This window comes from Streptomyces nigrescens (genome assembly GCF_027626975.1).
Lineage (GTDB): Bacteria > Actinomycetota > Actinomycetes > Streptomycetales > Streptomycetaceae > Streptomyces > Streptomyces nigrescens.
In genome coordinates this window covers 2,255,642-2,275,165 of record NZ_CP114203.1, presented here as the reverse complement: position 1 = coordinate 2,275,165, position 19,524 = coordinate 2,255,642, and the positions used below count along the sequence as shown (strand labels likewise).

At 73.6% G+C, this 19,524-nt stretch carries 14 protein-coding genes; 5 read left to right on the top strand and 9 right to left on the bottom strand.

Annotated elements, in window-relative coordinates; all coding sequences use genetic code 11:
- Window positions 1-408 (top strand): peptide-methionine (R)-S-oxide reductase MsrB, encoded by a 408-nt coding sequence (msrB, locus tag STRNI_RS10280; protein WP_018088904.1) that lies wholly within the window; start codon window positions 1-3, stop codon window positions 406-408.
- Window positions 409-459: 51 nt separating this feature from the next.
- On the opposite strand, the gene STRNI_RS10275 is transcribed toward msrB, so the two are convergent.
- From STRNI_RS10275 to STRNI_RS10260, 4 genes are all read right to left on the bottom strand, one after another.
- A complete protein-coding gene (locus STRNI_RS10275; protein ID WP_277411051.1) occupies window positions 460-1,677 on the bottom strand; it encodes an NPCBM/NEW2 domain-containing protein in 1,218 nt (405 codons plus the stop codon).
- A gap of 235 nt (window positions 1,678-1,912) precedes the next feature.
- A complete protein-coding gene (locus STRNI_RS10270) occupies window positions 1,913-2,572 on the bottom strand; it encodes a 4'-phosphopantetheinyl transferase family protein (protein ID WP_026169502.1) in 660 nt (219 codons plus the stop codon).
- Window positions 2,569-3,507: a metallophosphoesterase family protein gene (locus tag STRNI_RS10265; protein ID WP_274738610.1), complete on the bottom strand. Its 939-nt coding sequence runs from the start codon at window positions 3,505-3,507 to the stop codon at window positions 2,569-2,571. Before STRNI_RS10265 ends, STRNI_RS10270 begins: the two co-directional genes overlap by 4 nt.
- Before the next feature lie 62 nt (window positions 3,508-3,569).
- Window positions 3,570-5,192, bottom strand: coding sequence for a PucR family transcriptional regulator (locus tag STRNI_RS10260; RefSeq protein WP_277411050.1), 1,623 nt, complete (start codon window positions 5,190-5,192; stop codon window positions 3,570-3,572).
- Window positions 5,193-5,431: 239 nt separating this feature from the next.
- Between STRNI_RS10260 and STRNI_RS10255 the strand changes: the two genes are divergently transcribed.
- Window positions 5,432-5,965, top strand: a complete 534-nt coding sequence (locus STRNI_RS10255) for a type 1 glutamine amidotransferase domain-containing protein (protein ID WP_026169505.1) — start codon at window positions 5,432-5,434, stop codon at window positions 5,963-5,965.
- 19 nt (window positions 5,966-5,984) lie between these two features.
- Here STRNI_RS10255 and treZ read toward each other — a convergent pair whose 3' ends face one another.
- Window positions 5,985-7,763 carry a malto-oligosyltrehalose trehalohydrolase gene (treZ, locus tag STRNI_RS10250; protein WP_266443626.1) on the bottom strand — a complete coding sequence of 593 codons (1,779 nt, stop codon included), beginning with the start codon at window positions 7,761-7,763 and terminating at the stop codon, window positions 5,985-5,987.
- Window positions 7,764-7,979: 216 nt separating this feature from the next.
- On the opposite strand from treZ, the gene STRNI_RS10245 reads away from it, so the two are divergent.
- Entirely contained in the window at window positions 7,980-8,525 is a 546-nt protein-coding gene (locus STRNI_RS10245) for a DUF1707 and FHA domain-containing protein (protein ID WP_277411049.1), read from the top strand.
- A gap of 78 nt (window positions 8,526-8,603) precedes the next feature.
- Here the strand turns inward: STRNI_RS10245 and otr(A) are convergent, their stop codons facing one another.
- Window positions 8,604-10,568 carry a tetracycline resistance ribosomal protection protein Otr(A) gene (gene otr(A) / locus STRNI_RS10240; RefSeq protein WP_266443623.1) on the bottom strand — a complete coding sequence of 655 codons (1,965 nt, stop codon included), beginning with the start codon at window positions 10,566-10,568 and terminating at the stop codon, window positions 8,604-8,606.
- 177 nt (window positions 10,569-10,745) lie between these two features.
- On the bottom strand, window positions 10,746-12,221 hold the full coding sequence (locus STRNI_RS10235) for a dihydrolipoyl dehydrogenase (RefSeq protein ID WP_277411048.1): 1,476 nt from the start codon (window positions 12,219-12,221) through the stop codon (window positions 10,746-10,748).
- Window positions 12,222-12,353: 132 nt separating this feature from the next.
- On the opposite strand from STRNI_RS10235, the gene STRNI_RS10230 reads away from it, so the two are divergent.
- Window positions 12,354-13,298 carry a LysR family transcriptional regulator gene (locus tag STRNI_RS10230; protein WP_277411047.1) on the top strand — a complete coding sequence of 315 codons (945 nt, stop codon included), beginning with the start codon at window positions 12,354-12,356 and terminating at the stop codon, window positions 13,296-13,298.
- A 7-nt stretch (window positions 13,299-13,305) separates the two neighbouring features.
- On the opposite strand, the gene treY is transcribed toward STRNI_RS10230, so the two are convergent.
- Window positions 13,306-15,750 carry a malto-oligosyltrehalose synthase gene (gene treY, locus STRNI_RS10225; protein WP_277411046.1) on the bottom strand — a complete coding sequence of 815 codons (2,445 nt, stop codon included), beginning with the start codon at window positions 15,748-15,750 and terminating at the stop codon, window positions 13,306-13,308.
- 150 nt (window positions 15,751-15,900) lie between these two features.
- On the opposite strand from treY, the gene STRNI_RS10220 reads away from it, so the two are divergent.
- A complete protein-coding gene (locus tag STRNI_RS10220) occupies window positions 15,901-17,214 on the top strand; it encodes an MFS transporter (protein ID WP_274738617.1) in 1,314 nt (437 codons plus the stop codon).
- Here STRNI_RS10220 and glgX read toward each other — a convergent pair.
- On the bottom strand, window positions 17,174-19,378 hold the full coding sequence (gene glgX / locus STRNI_RS10215; RefSeq protein ID WP_266443610.1) for a glycogen debranching protein GlgX: 2,205 nt from the start codon (window positions 19,376-19,378) through the stop codon (window positions 17,174-17,176). The genes STRNI_RS10220 and glgX overlap by 41 nt on opposite strands.
- Between the last annotated feature and the right edge of the window lie 146 nt (window positions 19,379-19,524).

Here is a 19,524-nt window from a genome sequence, read left to right as displayed (position 1 = left end):
ATGCCGTACGAGATCGACAAGCCCGACGAGCAGTGGCGCGCCGAGCTGAGCCCCGCGGAGTACCAGGTGCTCCGCCAGGCCGGCACCGAGCCCGCCTTCGTCGGCGAGTACACCGACACCAAGACCGCGGGCGTCTACTCCTGCCGCGCCTGCGGCGCCGAGCTCTTCCGCTCCGACACCAAGTTCGCGAGCCACTGCGGCTGGCCCAGCTTCTATGACCCCAAGGACTCCGATGCCGTCGAGCTGATCGAGGACCGCTCCCACGGCATGGTGCGCACCGAAGTACGGTGCGCCCGGTGCGGCTCGCATCTCGGGCACGTCTTCGAGGGCGAGGGGTACCCCACCCCCACCGATCAGCGGTACTGCATCAACTCGATCTCGCTGCGCCTGGAGCCTGACGCGGAGTGAGCGGCCGGACGGCTGCGGGCAGCTTCGGTCCGGCCGCTGTGGGCGGCCGGATCAGCGGCAGGTGAGAACGGGGTTGCCCCAGTCGGCGTGGTCGGAGTCGTTCCCGTTGCCACCGTCGGTGACCACGAGTCGCAGCTGGGTGCCGCCGGTGAGGTCGGCGGTGAGGTGCTGCGCGGGCTGGTCGACCGTCATCAGCCCGCTGTCGGCGACCTTGGTGCCGTCCCGGTAGACCTGGAAGACGACCGAGCCGTTCGCGCCCACCTCGTCGTCGAGGCCCACGTCCACCTTCAGGGCGGAGCAGGTGCCGCCGAGGTCGTAGGTGATCTCGCTGTTGGCGTGGGCTCCCAGGCCCTGGGGGTAGCCGGTCCCCTGGATGGTGAGGGCATGTCCGTCGATGCTGCTGTTCAGCCTCGCCGGCGCAAAGCTGCTCGCGTTGGAGCTCCACGGCCGGGCGACCAGCGCGGTGGTGTGGGCGGGTGACGGCTTGCCCTTGTTGCCCTTGTTGCCCTTGTTGCCCCGGGACGCGGAGGGCGACGACGGTGCCGGCGACGAGGGCCGGGAGCTCGGTCGCTTCGACGCCTTGGTGGGGTGGGTGCTCGGTGTGCCCGACGCCGAGCGGGAGGCGCTTGCCGACCCCTTGGGAGAATCCGTCGGCGACCCGTCCTCATCAGGGGCCGACGAGAGACCGGACCGGCCGGGGCCGGTGGCCGAGGTGTCCTGGCCCTCCGGGCCGGACAGGGGGCCGACGGCTATGGCCACGCCGGCCAGGACACTCACGGCAACGGCGAGCAGGGTGAGGCGCGCCGGGGAGAACCGGGAGCCCCGGGCGCTGTGCGGTGCGGCGGACGGGTCCGGCGCCACCGGTGGCACGGGGGCGGTGGGTTCGCCGGCGGCGGAGGACTGCGGAGCGGCCCCGGAGGGACCGGGGCCCTGTCCTGGCCGGCCGGACGGCCGGGACGCGAAGTCGTCGCGCAGCTCGGTGTTCCGGGACGTCCGGTGCCAGGCGTCGGCGGTGTGGCGCACCGCCGCCAGCAAGGTGTCCCGCCAGGCCCCGTCGGGTCCCTCTCCGGGGCCGGGGGAGTGCAGGACGCTGTTGATGGCTTCCTTCGTCAGGTCCGCTGCCGCCTGGGCGGACCGGCAGCAGTCGCGGGCGTGGGCCAGTACGGCGGCGTAGTGCCGGCGGTGGAACTCGTTGAGGGCTTCCTCGCCCGCCCCGGCCGCCGCGCGGTCGCCGGGCCGGGCCGCGGCCGCACGGATGCGCCGGACCAACTCGGTATCGGACGCCTCTGTCCCACCGGATGTGTCGAATTGCTCTTGCATGAGTGGGCTACTGACCCTTCAACGTCCTGACGATCATTGAAAACAGAACACACCGTAACGGCGTGACGGGCTCCGGCGGCCCGTCGTTGCCGTCTGACGGTGCGGATGAGAAGGGATTTGATGCGGCGTGACAACTGAGGAGCGCTGACGGCCGCGGGGCTCATGCCTCCCCGCGGCCGTCCCGTCAGACCATTTCCACGATCGCCGTCACCACCAGCCCCGAGCCGACGAGCCACCGGCCGCTGAATTCGGTGAGTTCCCTGCCGTCGACCACGGGGCCGGGGACGAGGAGTTGGGCGGTGAAGGTGGCGTTCGTCGGGTCGAGGGTGAGACGGGCCTCCTCGAAGTCGAGCCAGCGGCGGGTGAGCGGGTACCACGCCTTGTAGACGCTCTCCTTCGCACTGAACACCAGGCGGTCCCAGCAGACTTCGGGCTGCAGCGCGGCCAGCCGGCGGAGCTGGGCACGTTCCTCGGGGAGGGTGACGAGGTCGACCACCCCGGGGTCGTTCACGGGCAGATTGGGCTCCGCGTCCAGGCCGATCGTCCGCACCTCCGACGAACGGGCCACCGCCACGGCGCGGTAGCCGGCGCAGTGCGTCATGGCGCCGACGACGCCCGCCGGCCACTGCGGCTCCCGGTTGGGGCCGGGGAGCAGGGGGGCGGGGGCGAAGCCCAGCTCGGCCAGTGCCTGGCGGGCGCAGCCGCGTACGGTGCCGAACTCATGCTGCCGCTTGGGCACGGCCTTGGCCACCTGCGCCCACTCCTCGGGAAACATCTCGGACAGCGGCGCGTCCTGGAAGGCCTCGGCGGTCCTGACCGGGGCCGGCAGCAGCTTGTCGATCACGCCGGGCCCCCGGTGGTGCCGGAGCCGACCGTGGCCGGGGTGGGCAGGATCTGGACCGGTCGGCCCGGCGCGGCGGCCCGGCGCTGCCATTCCCGCGGATAGCCGAGCGACACCTCCTGGTGCGGTACGCCGTCCAGCATCAGCAGCCGCGGGATGTGGAGGTGGCCGTAGACCACGGCGGCGGCCCGGAAGCGGCGTGGCCAGTCCGCGGTCGCCTCGGTACCGCACCACAGCGCGAAATCCGGGTACCACAGGGGCCGGGTGGGCTCGCGCACCACCGGCCAGTGGTTGACGAGCACAGTGGGCAACTCCTCCGGAACGGCGGCGAGCCGGGCCTCGGTGGCGGCCACCCGCGCCTGGCACCACGCCTCCCGCGTCGGATACGGGTCCGGATGCAGGAAGTGCTCGTCGGTGCACACCACCCCGGCCTTCTCGGCCCGGGCGAGCGCCTCCTTCTTGGACGTCGACCCCGGCTGCCGGAAGGTGTAGTCGTAGAGCAGGAACAGCGGTGCGATGACGACCGGGCCGCCGGCGCCTTCCCAGACCGGATACGGGTCCTCGGGGGTGAGGACGCCCAACTCCCGGCAGATGTCCACCAGATGCTCATAGCGCGCCACACCGCGCAGCTGCACCGGGTCCTGGGCCGGGGTCCACAGCTCGTGATTGCCGGGCACCCACACCACCTTGGCGAACCGGCTGCTGAGCAGCGAGAGCGCCCAGCGGATGTCGGAGACGAACTCCCCGACGTCGCCGGCGACCAGCAGCCAGTCGTCGTCGGACTCGGGCTTTAACCCCTCGACGATGTCGCGGTTCTCCTTGTAGCGGACGTGCAGATCGCTGACGGCCACCAATCTGCCGCGTCCGCCGCCGTGTGGGGAGCCCGTGGCGGCGGGTCCGGCGGCGCCGGGGGTGAGGGTGCGGATCTCGTAGGTCATCATCGAAGTAAAGACGGTGCGGGCGCGAGAGTGAAGCGCGGACCGGGCGGAGGTGTGGTGCGTCACCGCCCTGGCGGCAGTGCGGCGGGCCGTCCGTCGGCCCCGGTGGCGGATGCGCCGCCGCGGCGGATGCGGGTGGCCAGCCACAGGTCGAAGCGGTCGTCGGGGTCGTCGAGGCGGCGGCCGGTGAGGTCCATGGCCTTGTCGAGGCGGTTGCGCACGGTGTGCCGGTGGACGCCGAGCCGCCGGCTGGTGGCGTCCCAGGCGCCGCCGGTCTCCAGCCAGGCGGTGAGGGTGGCGATCAACTCCTCGCCGTTGTCCGCGAGATCGAGCGGGCCGAGCACGGTGTCGGCGTAGCCGTGCAGCGTACGGCGGTCGCCCAGGTCGAGCAGGAGCCGGCTGGCCTGGCTCTGCCGGGCCTCCGCGGGCTCGCCGCTCGACCGGCTGACGGCGAGCAGGCCGGTCGCCTGGCGCAGGGACACCCGTACCGCTTCGGGGGCGGTGGCCGGGCCGATGCCGGCCGGGCAGCGCGGGGCGAAGCGGGCGAGCACATCGCGGATGTCCAGATCCTCGCCGACCACCGCCTCGATGACCGCGCCCGGCGCCCCGTCCACGACCCTGACCAGGCCACCGGGCATCGCCAGCGCCAGATCGGCGGCCATCTCCTGCGCGGCGCCGTCCGCCGCCCCGGCGGCCCCGGCCCCGGCATCCGACGCGGCGGAGCCCGTACGACCGCCCGCACCGCCCCCCGCCGCCACCACGACACCCCGCACCCGCTCGGCCGTCAGCCCCACCGAGCGCAGGATGTCCCGGGCCCGCCCGGCGGCCGGATCCTCGTCCGCCAGCAGCTCCGAAAGCAGCGCCGACCTGCGACGGCGCTCCGGCTCATCGCGGAGGTGACGGCGCTCCAGCTCCAGGGAGAGCAGCGAGACCAGTCCGGGGACGACCGAACGGGCGGCGTCGTCCGGACGGCCGGTGAGCAGCAGCAGCCCCCGCAGCCGGCGCGCCCCCAGCGGCTGCACCTCCAGCTGCTGCCCGGCGGCCGTGCTGGAGGCGCTGCCGCGCAGTCCGCGTGCGGCGACCCGTTCGATCAGGTCCTGGGCCTGCGCCAGCGGTGTCCGGTGCGCCGGCTCACCCGCCGAGAGCAGCCGCCCCAGCGGGTCGAACACCGCCGCGCCGACCCCGGTGGCGGCGGTCCACTCCGCGAGCATCGGCCGCAGCCCGTCGCCGGTCGCCGCGGCCGTCAGCCGCCGCTGGGTCGCGAACGCCCGCTGCAGCAGCGCGCGCTGTTCCTCGGCCCGGGCGTCGAAGACCGCCTTGGTGACGGCGATGAACGGCACCTCGTCCGGCACCGTCAGCAGCGGCAGACCGGCCTCCTCGGCCGCGGTCACCAGCGGCTCCGGTGCCTCCTGGTAGGGCAGTCCCTGCCCCAGTCCGAGCGCCAGACAGGCCGCCCCGCCCTCGGCCACGTCCCGCACGTACGCCCGGCACGCGGCCGGCTCCTCCGGCAGCAACAGGCCGATGGTCATGAGGAGTTCGCCGCCCTGCAGCCACTTACCCGGCGCCGGCAGATCCGAGACCGTGGCCGCTTCGATCGTGCGGGCCAGCAGCCGCGGCGGCACGTCGTAGCTGGCCGACAGACCGAGATCGGGCCGGGCCAGCAGGTCGGAGAGGTGCAGGGGCATAGACACAGTGTCCAGCAGATCGCCCCGCGATGGACACTCGGGCGATCGCCCGGCAACGCGGGTCCGGGCGGCCGGCCGGCTACGACGTGCCGCCGCGGCTGCCGGGGGGAGCGCCGTCCGGGGCCGGAGGTGCCGCCCCGTCCGGCGGAGGGCGCGGGCCCGGTGGCGTTATGGTCGAGAAGTGTGGGAGCGGGGAACCCTCCCCGCTTCTCGACCCGACGAAGGGACGTGAGCTCGGTATGCAGGCGGCGTTTCTGGTGGCTCCCGAGGGCACCGAAGAGGTCGAGCTGACCCGGCCGTGGCGGGCGGTGACCGACGCGGGCGGCGGCCCGACGCTGGTCTCCACCAGCGCGGGCAAGGTGCAGGCGTTCCACCACTTGGACAAGGCGGACACCTTCCCCGTCGACCTGACGGTGGACGAGGCGACCGCGGCGGACTTCGACGGCCTGGTACTGCCCGGCGGGGTGGCCAACCCGGACGCGCTGCGGCTGGACCGGCGGGCCGTGGCGTTCATCAAGTCCTTCTTCGACGCCGGGAAGCCGGTGGCCGCGATCTGCCATGCACCGTGGACGCTGATCGAGGCCGACGTGGTGCGGGGCCGCACGCTGACCTCCTGGCCGAGCCTGCGGACCGATATCCGCAACGCGGGCGGCACCTGGGTCGACGAGCAGGTCAAGATCTGCACCGCCGGACCGAACACCCTGATCACCAGCCGGAAGCCGGCCGATCTGGAGGCCTTCTGCGCGGCGTTCGTCTCGGAGTTCTCGCACTGAGAACCCGTCGGCGGAGGCCCTAAGGCCCGAGCACCACCGCCGATTCCGGCGGCAGATGGAGCACGCCGTCCGCGCCGGGGAGCCGGGCGCCGGGCCAGCCCGCCAGCGCCTGCAGCCCGGCCCCGCCGCCGTCGTCGACGGCCGGGACGGCGGCCGTGGTGTCGTGCGCGAGATTGACCGCCACCCGGAGCGGGCCGCGCCGCAGCAGGAGCCAGCGGGCCTCCTCGTCGTAGCGGACGGCGGTGTGCCGCGGATCCGGGTCGGTCAGCGGGGGCAGCTCATGGCGCAGCGCCAGCAGTGTGCGGTACCAGGCCAGCAGCGCAGTGTGCGGCTCCCGGGCCGGTTCGGTCCAGTCCAGGACGCAGCGGTCGCGGGTCGCCGGGTCCTGCGGGTCGGGCCAGTCACCGGCGGCACCGGTCCACTCGTGCGCGGCGAACTCGCGCCGCCGCCCCTCCCGTACCGCCTCCGCCAGTTCCGGATCCGTGTGCGCGGTGAAGTACTGCCACGGGGTGGTCGCGCCCCACTCCTCGCCCATGAACAGCATCGGGGTGAACGGCGAACAGAGCACCAGCGTGGCGGCGCAGGCGAGCAGGCCGGGGGAGAGCCCGGCGGCGAGCCGGTCGCCGAGCGCGCGGTTGCCGATCTGGTCGTGCGTCTGGGCGTAGGCCAGCAGCCGGTACGCGGGCGTCACCCGCAGGTTGAGCGGGGCGCCGTGCCTGCGGCCACGGAAGGCGGAGTGCGTACCGTCGTGGAAGAAGCCGCCGGTCAGCGTCTTGGCGAGGGCGGCGAGCGGGGCCCGCGCGAAGTCGCCGTAATAGCCCTGGGACTCGCCGGTGAGCGCGGTGTGCAGGGCGTGGTGGAAGTCGTCGTTCCACTGGGCGTGCAGACCGTGTCCGCCGCCCGCCCTGGGGGCGGTGGTGCGGGGATCGTTGAGATCGGACTCGGCGACCAGGAACAGCGGGCGCCGCAGCTGCCCGGCCAGCACGTCGACGGCGGCGGTCAGTTCGGCCAGGAAGTGCGGGGAGCGGTCGTCGTGCAGCGCGTGGACGGCGTCCAGCCGCAGTCCGTCGAGCCGGTAGTCGCGCAGCCAGGAGAGCGCGCTGCCGATGAAGTATTCGCGCACCTCGTCGGAACCGGGGGCATCGAGATTGACCGCCGCGCCCCACGGGGTGTGATGGGTGTCGGTGAAGTACGGGCCGAACGCGGGGAGAGGGTTGCCGGACGGGCCGAGGTGGTTGTGCACCACATCGAGCACGACCCCCAGACCGGACCCGTGCGCCGCGTCCACGAACCGCTTGAGCCCGTCCGGCCCGCCGTACGGTTCGTGCACCGCCCAGGGGGCGACCCCGTCGTACCCCCACCCATGGGTGCCGGGGAACGGGCAGACCGGCATCAGGGAGATATGGGTGATGCCCAGGTCGGCGAGGTGGCGCAGCCGCGCGGCCGCGGCGTCGAAGGTGCCCTCGGGGGTGTAGGTGCCGATGTGCAGTTCGTAGAGGACCGCACCGGGAAGCGGGCGGCCGGGCCACGGATGCCGCCATACGAACCGGTCGTGTGCGACGACCGCGCCGGGCCCGCCGGGGCCCTCCGGCAGCCGGGCGGCCCGCGGATCGGGCAGCGGCGGCCCGCCGTCCAGCCGGAAGGCGTACCGGTCCCCGTCATGGGCCGGTACCTCGGTACGCCACCAGCCCGCCCGGCCGGGGTCGCGCTCCATCGGAACCGCGGGCTCGGCCGCCCGGTCCCCCGCCCACTGGAGAGCGACCCGCCCGGCCTCCGGCGCCCACACCTCGAACAGCACGGCCGTCCTCCTTCGTTCGGTCCCGGTCCCCGACCCAAGCACGCCGCCGCGCCGCCCGACAGCCCGACGTGGCGCTACGGACCGACATCGCGCCATCCCGGTGGGCCGTTCCGGCGAGTCCTCGGGACTTTGACGACAGGCCCGAGGGCGCGGTTGGACCGTCCCCCGCACACACATCGCCTGGACAGCGGCTCGCGGTGGCCGGAGAATCTCGGTATGACTTCGCTCGAGTTCCCTGCGCGTCCGGCGCGCCCGTCGGACGCCGACCGGGAACGCGCCCTCGACCTGCTGCGCGACGGTGCGGCGCAGGGACGGTTGTCCCAGGACACTTTCCTGCGGCGCCTGGAACTCGTCCTGACCGCTCAACAGCAGTCCGAACTCGACCTCGTCACCGCCGACTTGGCGAGTCGCGGCAAGGTCCAGGGTGTATTGCTGCGGGTCGTGGGCCGGGCATCGGCCTTCCATCTCCGGGTGCGCCGCGCCTGGCGTACGGAGCGGCTGCCGAAGCTGCTGCTGCCCGAGCCGGGCCCGCTCCCGCTGCTCATAGGGCGGGCGCCCGGTGTGGGCCTGCGCCTCAACCACGAGACGGTCTCCCGCGCCCACGCCGAACTCCGCAGCGCCGGCAAGGGCTGGCTGCTGCGCGACCTCGGCTCCACCAACGGCACCTGCGTCAACAGCCGCCGGGTGGTGGGCGAGGTCGCGGTCGGCCCCGGCGACCACATCAGGTTCGGACAGGTGGATTACGTCCTGACGGAGCGGTGAGCCGGGCGGCGCGCGCCGCCCGGACCGGAGCGCGGCGGCCGCGGACCGCTGCCGCCTGACGGCACGGCAACCACTGCCTCACAGGGCCTCGCCCTGCCGCGGCCCCGCGTCCTCCCGCATCGGCCGGTCGCCCGACGGGCTGGACGTCCACACCCCTTCACCGTGCGTCAGACCGGGCAACAGCCCCTGGAACTCCTGGACATGGCGCGCCGGCAGAAAGCCGCTGACCAGCCAGGAGTGCCGGCCGCCGGTGGTCTCGGCGAACTCGGCGCCCAGCGCCGCGAGACGGGCGGTCACCGGGGCCAGCGCGGCGAGCGGGACGTCCGCCTCGAAGGCGTGGTACGGCTCGTACACCCGGGTGCCGGCCCGCTCCAGGGCCCGCAGCAGCACCCGGGGGGTGACCGTACGGAAGTCCCCCGCGGTGCTGAGCGGGCCGACGAACCCGGACCGGGTCAGCACCACCCGGCAGTCCGTCACCGCCAGACCGCGCGGTCCGCACCGCAGGTTCGCCAGTACCGTCTCCTCGATGGCCTGGTGGAAGCCGTGCGGCAGGGCACCCAGTTCGGTTTCGTAGGCGAAGACCGGGCCGGAGTGGCGGGTGCCCGGCTCGACCCGGAGCCCGACCGTGGCCCAGGGCCCGGTGTGGCCGCGCCGGGCGATCTCCTCACAGGCCTCGCCGACCCCGGACGGCCGCTCGACGCACACCACCCGGCTCGGCGCGAACTCGGCCTCGATGCCGTGCTCCTGGTGCAGGGTGGCGGCGATGATCTCCTTCTGCACCTCGCCGTGCAGCAGCACGGAGGTCGCGCCGTCGGGCGCGGGACGGACCTGTAGCAGCGGGTCCTGGTCGGCGAGCGTCAGCAATGCGGCGCGCAGTGCGGCGGCCCGTGCCGGGTTGCGGGCCCGGACCAGGGTTTCGAGAGTGGGGGAGGGGAACAGCGCGGCGCCGGCGGGGGCGTCACCGGCCGGGCCGAGACGGTCACCGGTGCGGATGCCGGGCAGCCCGCGGAGCACCGCGATCTGACCCGGGGTGAGCGGCCCGTCGTCGCCGGGCGGCCGGCCGACGACCTGGAGCGAGGTGATCCGGCCGGTCAGGGTGGCGCTCGTGCCGTCCGCTGCGGGCCGGTGCAGCTCGATCCGCTGCCGTGGCCGCAACTCGCCCTCGTAGAGCCGGAGGTACGCGGTGCGCTCGCCGTCCGGCGGCTGATGGACGGCGAACACCGTGCCCCGCGGCCCGGTGCCCGCGCCGGCCGGGGCCGGCGGGACCAGCCGGACCATGCCGTCGAGGAGTGCGCCGATGCCCTGGCCGCCGAGCGCGGAGCCGAAGTACACCGGGTGCAGCGAGCCGTCGGCGGTCCGGGCGGCCAGCGCCGCACGGAGCCGGTCCGCGGTCAGCGGCGGCCCGCCGTCGCCCGCGGCCGGTCCGCCGGAGGCCGGGCCGGTCAACTCGGCCAGCACCGACTCATCGGCCTCGGCCACGGCTTCCGCGATCCGCTCGCGGACCCGCGGGTCCTCCAGGGCGTACTGCACGGACGTGGCCTGCGCGGTGCCGAGACCGGTCACGGACGTCATCGGGACGGTGGCGGGCGTCAGCAGACGGCGGATGTCGGCGAGCAGCGCCTCGCCCCGGGCGCCGGCCCGGTCGATCTTGTTGATGAAGAGCAGGGTGGGCAGCCGCAGCCGCCGCAGTGTCTTCATCAGTACCCGGGTCCTGGCCTGGACGCCCTCCACCGCGGACAGCAGCAGCACGGCGCCGTCGAGCACCCCCAGGGCGCGCTCGACCTCGGCGATGAAGTCGGAGTGGCCGGGGGTGTCGAGGAGATTGACCTGGGTGTCGCCGACGGTGAAGGAGGCGACGGCCGAGCGGATGGTGATACCGCGCTGCCGCTCCAGCTCGCCGGTGTCCGTGAAGGTGTCACCGGCGTCGACACTGCCGAGCCGGCCGATGGCGCCGGTGTCGAACAGCAGCCGCTCGGTGAGGCTGGTCTTACCCGCGTCGACGTGGGCGAGAATCCCGATGTTCAGGGTGCGCGAAGGAAGCATGGAAGGTGGAGTCCTCAAGAACTGTCGTCCGGTGGGGGCGATGAGTAGTTCCGAGGAATCGGCGCATTCCGTGCTCCTTGACGAGGGAAGAACGACGTACGCGGCCATGCTTTCCGGCCGTACTGCGGGGGCGCAACCGAATTAGGCCCCCCCGGCCCCGCTCGTCCCCCGCCCGGCTCAGTGCTGGTGCAGCCCCCGCCCCGCCAGCGTCAGAAAGGTCTCGCCGACCGCCTCCGACAGTGTCGGGTGGGCGTGGATGTGCTGGGCGACATCGGCCGGTTCGGCGTCCCAGCCCACGATCAGCTGGCTCTCCGCGATCATCTCCGAGACCTGCGGCCCGACGAGATGGACCCCGAGCACCGCGCCGGTCTTCCCCAAGCTCTCAACGTCGTTCGACCAAGGGAGACCCCGATCGCCGCCCGCCCCGTCCGCCGCCGCGATCACCTTCACCATGCCGCCCTGACCGTGCACCATGCCCTTGGCGGTGGCGGCCAGCGGCATGGTGTTCACCTTGATGTCCAGGCCGCGGGCGCGCGCCTCGGCCTCGGTCAGGCCGACCGAGGCGGTCTGCGGCGAGGAGTACGTCACCCGCGGCACGGCCGCGTAGTCCACCGCCCGCGACGGCAGGCCCGCCAGCGTCTCCGCCACCAACAGGCCCTCCGCGAACGAGGCGTGGGCCAGCCCCAGGGAGGGCGGCGGCAGCAGATCGCCGACCACGTGGATGCCCGGCACGGAGGTCTCCAGCCGTGACCAGTCCGCAGGCGCGACGAACCCCCGCTCGTCCGCCGCCAGCCCGGCCGCCGCCAGGTCCAGCCCGTCCGTCACCGGGGCCCGCCCCACCGCGACCAGCAGCCGCTCGGCCCCGATCACCAGCTCCTCGCCCTTCGGGGTGCGCACCGTGGCCCGCACCCCGTCCGCCAGCAGCTCGGTGCCGGTCAGCGTCGAGCCCGTACGGACCGTGATGCCGCGCTTCTTCAGCCCGCGCGCCAGATGGCGGCCGACGTCCTCGTCCTCCAGTGGAAGCAGCCGCCCGGCCGTCTCGACGAGGGTGACCTCGGCCCCCATGGAGCGGTGGAAGGACGCGTACTCGACGCCGATCGCACCGCCGCCCAGGACCAGGACGGACGCCGGAAGTCCGGCCGCGAACAGCGCGTCGTCGCTGGTCACCACCCGTCGGCCGTCCGCGGCCAGGCCCGGCAGCAGCCGCGGCCGGGAGCCGGTGGCCAGCACGATCCCGCGCCGTGCGGTGAACTCCCCGGCGCCCTCGACATGAACCGTACGGGGGCCGGTCAGCCGCGCCGTGCCCTTGACGACCCGCACCCCCGCCGTCCGCAAGTGCCCGGCCACGCCCTGGTGGTTGCGCTCGACGATGCCGTCGCGGGTGGCCACCAGGGCCGGCCAGTCCAGGGAGTCGACGGTGGCCTTGACGCCCCACCGCTCGCGGGCCTCCGCGATGCCGTCCACCAGCTCGGCCGCGTGCAGCATGGCCTTGCTGGGGATGCAGCCGCGGTGCAGACAGGTGCCGCCGATCAGATCGCGTTCGGCCAGCACCACCCGCAGGCCCAGGGACGCGGCGCGCAGGGCGGTGCTGTAGCCGCCGGTGCCACCGCCGATGACAAGGACGTCCGTCGTGTTCGGGTCTGTCTCACTCATGTGATCAGACTCCGCCCACCTGCGGTGATGAGTCCAAGGCAATGTTTCCATGGAGGTGATGAAGAACCTTCATGTGCGGTGCTGTCTGCTGGCGCTGCATGAGGGGGGCCGAGTGCACCGGGAGGGGCGGGCATGAGTCTGCGGCAGATGGAGTACCTCGTCGAGGTCGTCGAGCAGGAGTCCTTCACCCGCGCCGCCGAGGCGCTGCACGTCACCCAGTCCGCGCTCTCGCACCAGATCAAGGCGCTGGAGCGGACGGTCGGCGGCCCGCTGCTGGAGCGGATGACGCGCGGGGTGCGGCTGACCGTGATGGGCCGGGCCTACTTCCCGCACGCCCAACTCGCCGTCCGCAGCGCCCGGCAGGCCCGCCGCGCCGCGCTCGCGGCGGGCGGCGCGGAGAGCGGCGAACTGCATATCGCGACGGTGCACTCCCAGGCGGTCGGGGTGCTCCCGGAGGTCTGCGCCCGCTGGGCCACCGCGCGTCCGGGCGTCCGGCTGGTGCTCCATGAGTACGCCACCACCGAGGAGCTGGACGAGCAGATGGCCCGCGGGGTCGCCGATCTGGCGCTCGGGCCGCGCCCCAAGGACTGGCCGGGGCCGGTCACTGTCGTGGGACAGGAGCGGATGGTGCTGGTCGTCCCGCACGGCGACCCGCTCGCCGCCCGGGAGTCGGTCCGCCTCGCGGAGCTGGCGGACCGCCCGTGGGTGCGCTGCAGCCTGGAGCCGGTGGTCGGCTCTGCATCCGACGGACAAGAACAGGGCAGAGGCGGAGCGCAGCGGAGCGGGCGGCGCTGGCTGGACCGGGAGTGCGAACGCGTCGGCTTCACCCCGCGTACCGCCGTCCGCACCCAGCACAGCTCCACGGCCGTCCGGATGGCCGCGGCGGGCGTCGGTGTGCTGTTGACCGCGGCCCATGAACTGCGCGGCCTCGACTGTGCGGCCGTGCCCACCGACCCGCCCTGGCACCGCGAGATCACCGTCTTCTCCCGTGTCGAACCGACCGGCGCGGCCGCGGAGTTCACGGAGCTGCTGCGCACGGCCGGGAGCGTCGAGCCCAGCCTGGACGCGCTGACCTGACGCGATGTCACTCGCGGACGAACAGCGCCACCGGTGACTCCGCCAGCAGCTCGCTCAGCCCCACCACCGCGCCGCCCGGCAGCTCGCGCCCGGAAAGCAGCTCGCGCCAGGGGCCGTCCGAGGGCAGCCGCAGCAGGGTGTCCCACCAGCCGCCGGTCTCCACCAGCCGCAGCGACAGCCGGGTCACCACCGTCAGCACCCGCCCGCTGCGGCAGAACGCCACACAGTGCTCGGCCGCCGGGCCCTCCGCGTACACCGGCTCGTACGACGCCGCGGCGCCGAACCACTGCGGATGGTCGCGCCGCAGCCGCAGCGCCGCGGCGGTCAGCCGCAGCTTCTCGCCGGACAGATCGCGCGGCGGGCTCCCGCCGTCCAGCGCGGTGAGCAGCTCGGGGCGGAAGCGGGCCGGCCGCCGGTTGTCCGGGTCGACCAGCGCGGCATAGCCGAGTTCGGTGCCCTGATAGAGGTCGGGGACGCCCGGCATGGTGAGCTGCAGCAGCGCCGCGCCCAGCACGTTCGCGCGCAGGAACGGGGCGAGTTCCCCGTCCAGCGCGGCGAGCGGGGCGGCCGTGGGACCACAGGGTCCGTTGCGGACGAACTCCTCGACCGCCTCCTCGTAGCCCGCGTTCCGCTCCGTCCACGAGGTGCGCAGCCCGGCCTCCCGCGCGGCCTTGAGGACCGCGGGCACCACCCGCTCCGCCGCGTCGCCGTCGCCGGCCGCGCCCAGGCCGAACGCGGTCTGCCAGGCCAGCCACGACACCATCGGGTCCGCCGGGCCGAGGCCGTCCACCCCGCACACCGCCTCATCGGCCATCGCCCCGAGCACATCCCGCCACCGGTCCGGGCACTCCGACAGCACCGCGATCCGCGCCCGTACATCGGCGCTGCGCTTGGTGTCGTGGGTGGAGAGCACCGTGCCGGACAGCGGCCGGTCCCGCTGCAGCCGGGCGCAGTACGTATGGAACACCTCCGGGGCGAGCGCCGGCTCCCCCGGATCGCCGCCGACCTCGCAGGCCGACAGCAGCACCGGATAGCGGTAGAAGGCGGTGTCCTCCACGGATTTGGCGTGCAGTGCGGACGCGGTCTGGGCGAACCGCGCGGTGAAGTCGGCGCAGTCCGTACTGCCCTGGTCCGGGGCGTCGGTCAGCCGGCCGAGCGCCAGATCGCGGACCAGATCCACCGCCCGCGCCTCCTCGGGCACCCGGAAGGCGGTACGCGCCTGCGCCGCCGCCGCGTCCAGCATGGCCGCGTCCTGTGAGGTCCGCGTCGGATCCGCCGCGTAGGGACGGTAGACCGGCAGCCGCACCAGCAGCTCACGGAGCGCGTGCCGCAGCGCCCAGGTCGCATGGTCGCCCGGCTCGGGGGCGCGTGCGCTGATCCGCGCCGCGGTCCGCACCAGCCGCTCGATCTCCGCGGCCAGCTCGTGGGTGACGACCTCGTACGCGGCCCGGCGCACCGTCTCCTCCCAGTCGCCGCCCTCGTCGGCCAGCGGGGTGACGAAGTCCCGGTAGTGGGAGAAAAGCCGTCCGGCGCCCTGCGGGCAGACGAAGAGTCCGTCGATGTGCCGCAGGGCGTCATAGCCGGTCGTGCCCGCACAGGCCCAGCTGTCCGGGAGCCGCTCGTCACCGGAGAGGATCTTCTCCACCACCGTCCAGCGGCCGCCGGTCCGCTCGTGCAGCCGGGCCAGATAGCCGCCGGGGTCCACCAGGCCGTCCGGGTGGTCGATGCGCAGCCCGTCGATGACGCCCTCGCGGATCAGCCGCAGCACCGTGCCATGGGTCGCCTCGAACACCTCGGGGTCCTCGACGCGCACCCCGATCAGCTCCGAAATGGTGAAGAAGCGGCGGTAGTTCAGCTCACTGCGGGCCAGCCGCCACCAGCCGAGGCGGTACCACTGGGCGTCCAGGAGGCGGGCCGGCGGCAGCTTCTCCGTCCCGGGGCGCAGCGGGAAGGCATGCCCGTGATAGCGCAGCACCTCGCCCTCGACGCGGAAGTGCCGCAGCTCCTCGCCGATCCGGCCGCCGAGCACCGGCAGCAGCAGCCGTCCGCCGTGCCCGGCGTCCCAGTCGATGTCGAACCACCGCGCGTACGGGGACTCCGGGCCGTCGCGCAGCACCTGCCACAGCGGCCCGTTCAGCGACATCGGCTCCGGCACCGCCATGTGGTTCGGCACCAGGTCGACGATCAGCCCGAGGCCGTGCGAGCGGGCCGTCGCCGCCAGCGCCCGCAGCCCCGTCTCACCGCCGAGCTCGGCCCGTACCGCGGTGTGGTCGACGACGTCATAGCCGTGGGTGGAGCCCGGCACGGCCTCCAGCACCGGTGAGAGGTGCAGATGGGAGATGCCGAGCGCGGCCAGATGCGGGACGGCCCGCTCGGCGGCGGCGAACGGGAAGTCCGGCTGGAGCTGCAGCCGGTAGGTGGCGGTCGGCGACGGACTCGAGGGCTGCGTCATGGGAACACCCGTACCCCGCCGGAGGCCCGTTGTGTCATCCGCCTCCCGCACGGTGTCGTTGTTTCCTCCGACGGAGTGGGCTCCGGGGGCGGGGAGCTTCGTAGGTCCGGTGCGTGGGGCGCGCGGCGGCCCGCCGGTTAGCGTCTGGCGATGACCGCTGCCACCGCCGCCTTCCGCCGGGTGCTCGCGCTGGGCGGGCCGATGCTGCCCGTCCTGTCCTTCCTCGGCAGGCTCCCCACCGCCATGTGCCAGTTCGGCAGTCTGCTGCTGGTGGCGGAGACGAGCGGCTCGCTGGCCACCGCGGGTCTGGTGGGCGGTGCGCTGGCGGCCGGACAGACGGCGGGCGGCCCGCTGCTCGGCCGGCTCGCGGACCGGCACGGACAGCGGCCGGTGGTGCTGGCCGCCTGCTGGTTCGACGCCCTCGCCGTGACCGCGCTGGTGCTCGCCGCCCTCGCCCGGACCGGGGCGCTGCCGCTCGCCCTGATCGCGCTGCTCGCCGGTGCCGGGGTGCCGCAGATCGGGCCGCTGGCCCGCACCCGGCTCGTTGCGCTGGCCCGTCGCGCACGGGCCGACGACCGCCTGGTCCACACCGCGCTGTCCTTCGAAGGCACTCTGGACGAGGTGTCGTTCGTGCTCGGTCCGGCGCTGGTGGGACTGTCCGCCACGGTGGCCCACCCGGCCGTGGCGCTCGCCCTGGCCGCGCTGCTGCTCGCGGTCTGCGGCTCGGCCTTCGCCCTGCATCCCACGGCCGCTGCGGTGCGGCCCACGGGCGCCCCGTCCGCCCGGGCGCCGGTCTCTTCCGGCCCGGCTCCCGCCCCGGACGGTCCCCGCGCCCGGCGCCCCGCCGCCCGGGCCGCCCGCGCCCGGATGCCCCGCGCGGTGCATGCCATGCGCGCCTCGATGGTGCTGCAGGGCGCCCTCTTCGGTGCCTGCCAGGCCGGTATCACCGCGCTCACCGCAGACCTCCACCGGCCCGCCCAGGCCGGGCTGGTCTATGCCGCGATGGGCGTGATGAGCGCGGTCGCCGGGCTCTCGCTGGCGCTGGTGCCCGCCCGGATCGGGCTGCCGGCACGCTGGCGGGCGGCGGCCGTGGCGCTGATCGTGCTGTCCGTGCCGCTGCTGTTCGTACGGTCCCTGGGGGCGCTCTACCTGGCCGTCGTGGTCCTCGGCGCGGCCTTCGCCCCGCATCTGATCACGCTGTTCGGCCTCACCGAACGGCTGGTGCCCGCCGGCCGGCTGGCCGAATCGATGGCCTTTCTGACCAGCGCGATCGTGGGCGGCCAGGCCCTGTCCCTGGCCGTCTCCGGCCGGCTCGCCGAGGCCCACGGGCCGACCGCCGCCTTCGCGGTGGCCGTCGGCGCCGCCGTCCTGATCCTCGGCCTCGCCCTGACCACCCGGGGCACGGACCGTCCGGCCGCCGCGCTCACGCCGGCCGCTGCAGCACCAGCAGGCTCCGCCCGATGAGCGTCAGCCGGTCGCCGGCCTTGACCTTGGCGCCGCCGCCGTCCGCCACCGCCTGCGGCCGGTCGGTGTCCACCACGACCTGCCACTGCCGGCCCAGGTGCTCGGGCACCATGAACTCCTTCTCCTGGTCGTGGGCGTTGAACATCAGCAGGAACGAGTCGTCGGTGACCGGCTCGCCCCGGGGGCCCGGCTCGGAGATCGAGCTGCCGTTGAGGAACACCGCCAGCGACTTCGCATGGACCGACTGCCAGTCGCGCGGCCCCATCTCCTCGCCGCCCGCCGTGAACCAGGCGATGTCGGACAGCTCGTCATGGGTGCCCTCCATCGGGTGGCCCTGGAAGAACCGCCGGCGCCGGAACACCGGATGGTCGCGCCGCAGCCACACCATCTGCCGGACGAACGCCAGCAGCGCCCGCTGCTCCGCGTCCTCGTCCGCCGCCGCGTCCGGCCCGTCCAGTCCGTCCGGCCCGTCCGCGTCCGTACGGTCGGTCTCCCCGGCGCCCCCGCCCCGCCCCCGCTCCGGCCAGCGCACCCACGACAGCTCGTTGTCCTGGCAGTACGCGTTGTTGTTGCCGCCCTGGCTGCGCCCGAACTCGTCCCCGTGGCTGAGCATCGGCACGCCCTGCGACAGCATCAGCGTGGCCAGGAAGTTGCGCATCTGCCGCGCCCGCAGCCGCCGCACCCCGGGATCGTCGGTCGGCCCCTCGGCACCGCAGTTCCAGGACCGGTTGAAGCGCTCCCCGTCCCGGTTGTCCTCGCCGTTGGCCTCGTTGTGCTTGTCGTTGTACGCGACCAGATCGTGCAGCGTGAAGCCGTCATGGCAGGTCACGAAGTTCACCGAGGCCAGCGGCCGGCGCCCGTCCTCCTGGTAGAGGTCCGAGGAACCCGTCAGCCGGGACCCGAACTCCGCCAGGGTGCGCGGTTCGCCCCGCCACAGGTCCCGCACGGTGTCCCGGTACTTCCCGTTCCACTCGGTCCACAGCGGCGGGAAGTTCCCCACCTGATAGCCGCCCTCACCGACGTCCCACGGCTCGGCGATCAGCTTCACCTGGCTGACGACCGGATCCTGATGGACCAGGTCGAAGAACGACGACAGCCGGTCCACCTCGTGGAACTGCCGGGCCAGCGTCGCCGCCAGATCGAAGCGGAAGCCGTCCACCCGCATCTCCTGCACCCAGTAGCGCAGCGAGTCCATCACCAGCTGGAGCACATGCGGGCTGCGCATCAGCAGCGAATTCCCGGTGCCCGTGGTGTCCATGTAGTACTGCTTGTCGTCCGACAGCCGGTAGTAGGAGGCGTTGTCCAGCCCCCGGAACGACAGCGTCGGGCCCAGATGGCTGCCCTCGGCGGTGTGGTTGTAGACCACGTCGAGGATCACTTCGATACCGGCCTGGTGCAGCGCCCGCACCGCCGTCTTGAACTCCAGCACCTGCTGCCCGCGGTCGCCCCAGGACGCATAGGCGTTGTGCGGGGCGAAGAACCCGATGGTGTTGTAGCCCCAGTAGTTCGTCAGCCCCGCGTCCACCAGCCGGTGGTCCTGGACGAACTGATGCACCGGCATCAGCTCCAGCGCGGTCACCCCGAGCTTCGTCAGATGATCGATGATCGCCGGATGCGCCAGCGCGGCATAGGTGCCGCGCAGCTCCTCGGGGAGCTCCGGATGGCGCATCGTCAGGCCCTTCACATGGGCCTCGTAGAGCACCGTCTCGTGGTACGCGGTGCGTGGCGGGCGGTCGTCACCCCAGTCGAAGTACGGGTTGACCACCACCGACGCCATGGTGTGCGGCGCCGAGTCCAGGTCGTTGCGCACCTCGGGACGCCCGAAGTGGTAGCCGTAGACGGCCTCGTCCCAGTCGATCCGGCCGCTCATGGCGCGGGCGTACGGGTCGAGCAGCAGCTTCGCCGAATTGCAGCGCTGCCCCCGCTCCGGCTCGTACGGACCGTGCGCCCGGAAGCCGTAACGCTGCCCCGGCATCACCCCCGGAAGATACGCGTGCCGCACATTGGCGTCGCTCTCGCGCAGCTCGACGGCGGTCTCCGAACCGTCGTCGTGCAGCAGACACAGTTCGATGCGTTTCGCGGCTTCGGAGAACACCGCGAAGTTGGTGCCCGCCCCGTCATAGGTGGCACCCAGCGGATACATCTGTCCCGGCCAGACCTGCATGGGTAGACTCTTCCACTTTCTCGTCGGGCGCTGCGGCGACTCCACGACACACGTCCGCGGAACGGTTCGCCATACTTCCCCCTGGATGGCGCAACTTGTCGCATACAAAGGGCTTTTCGCGAGATCTCCGCTGAATGGTGGCAACC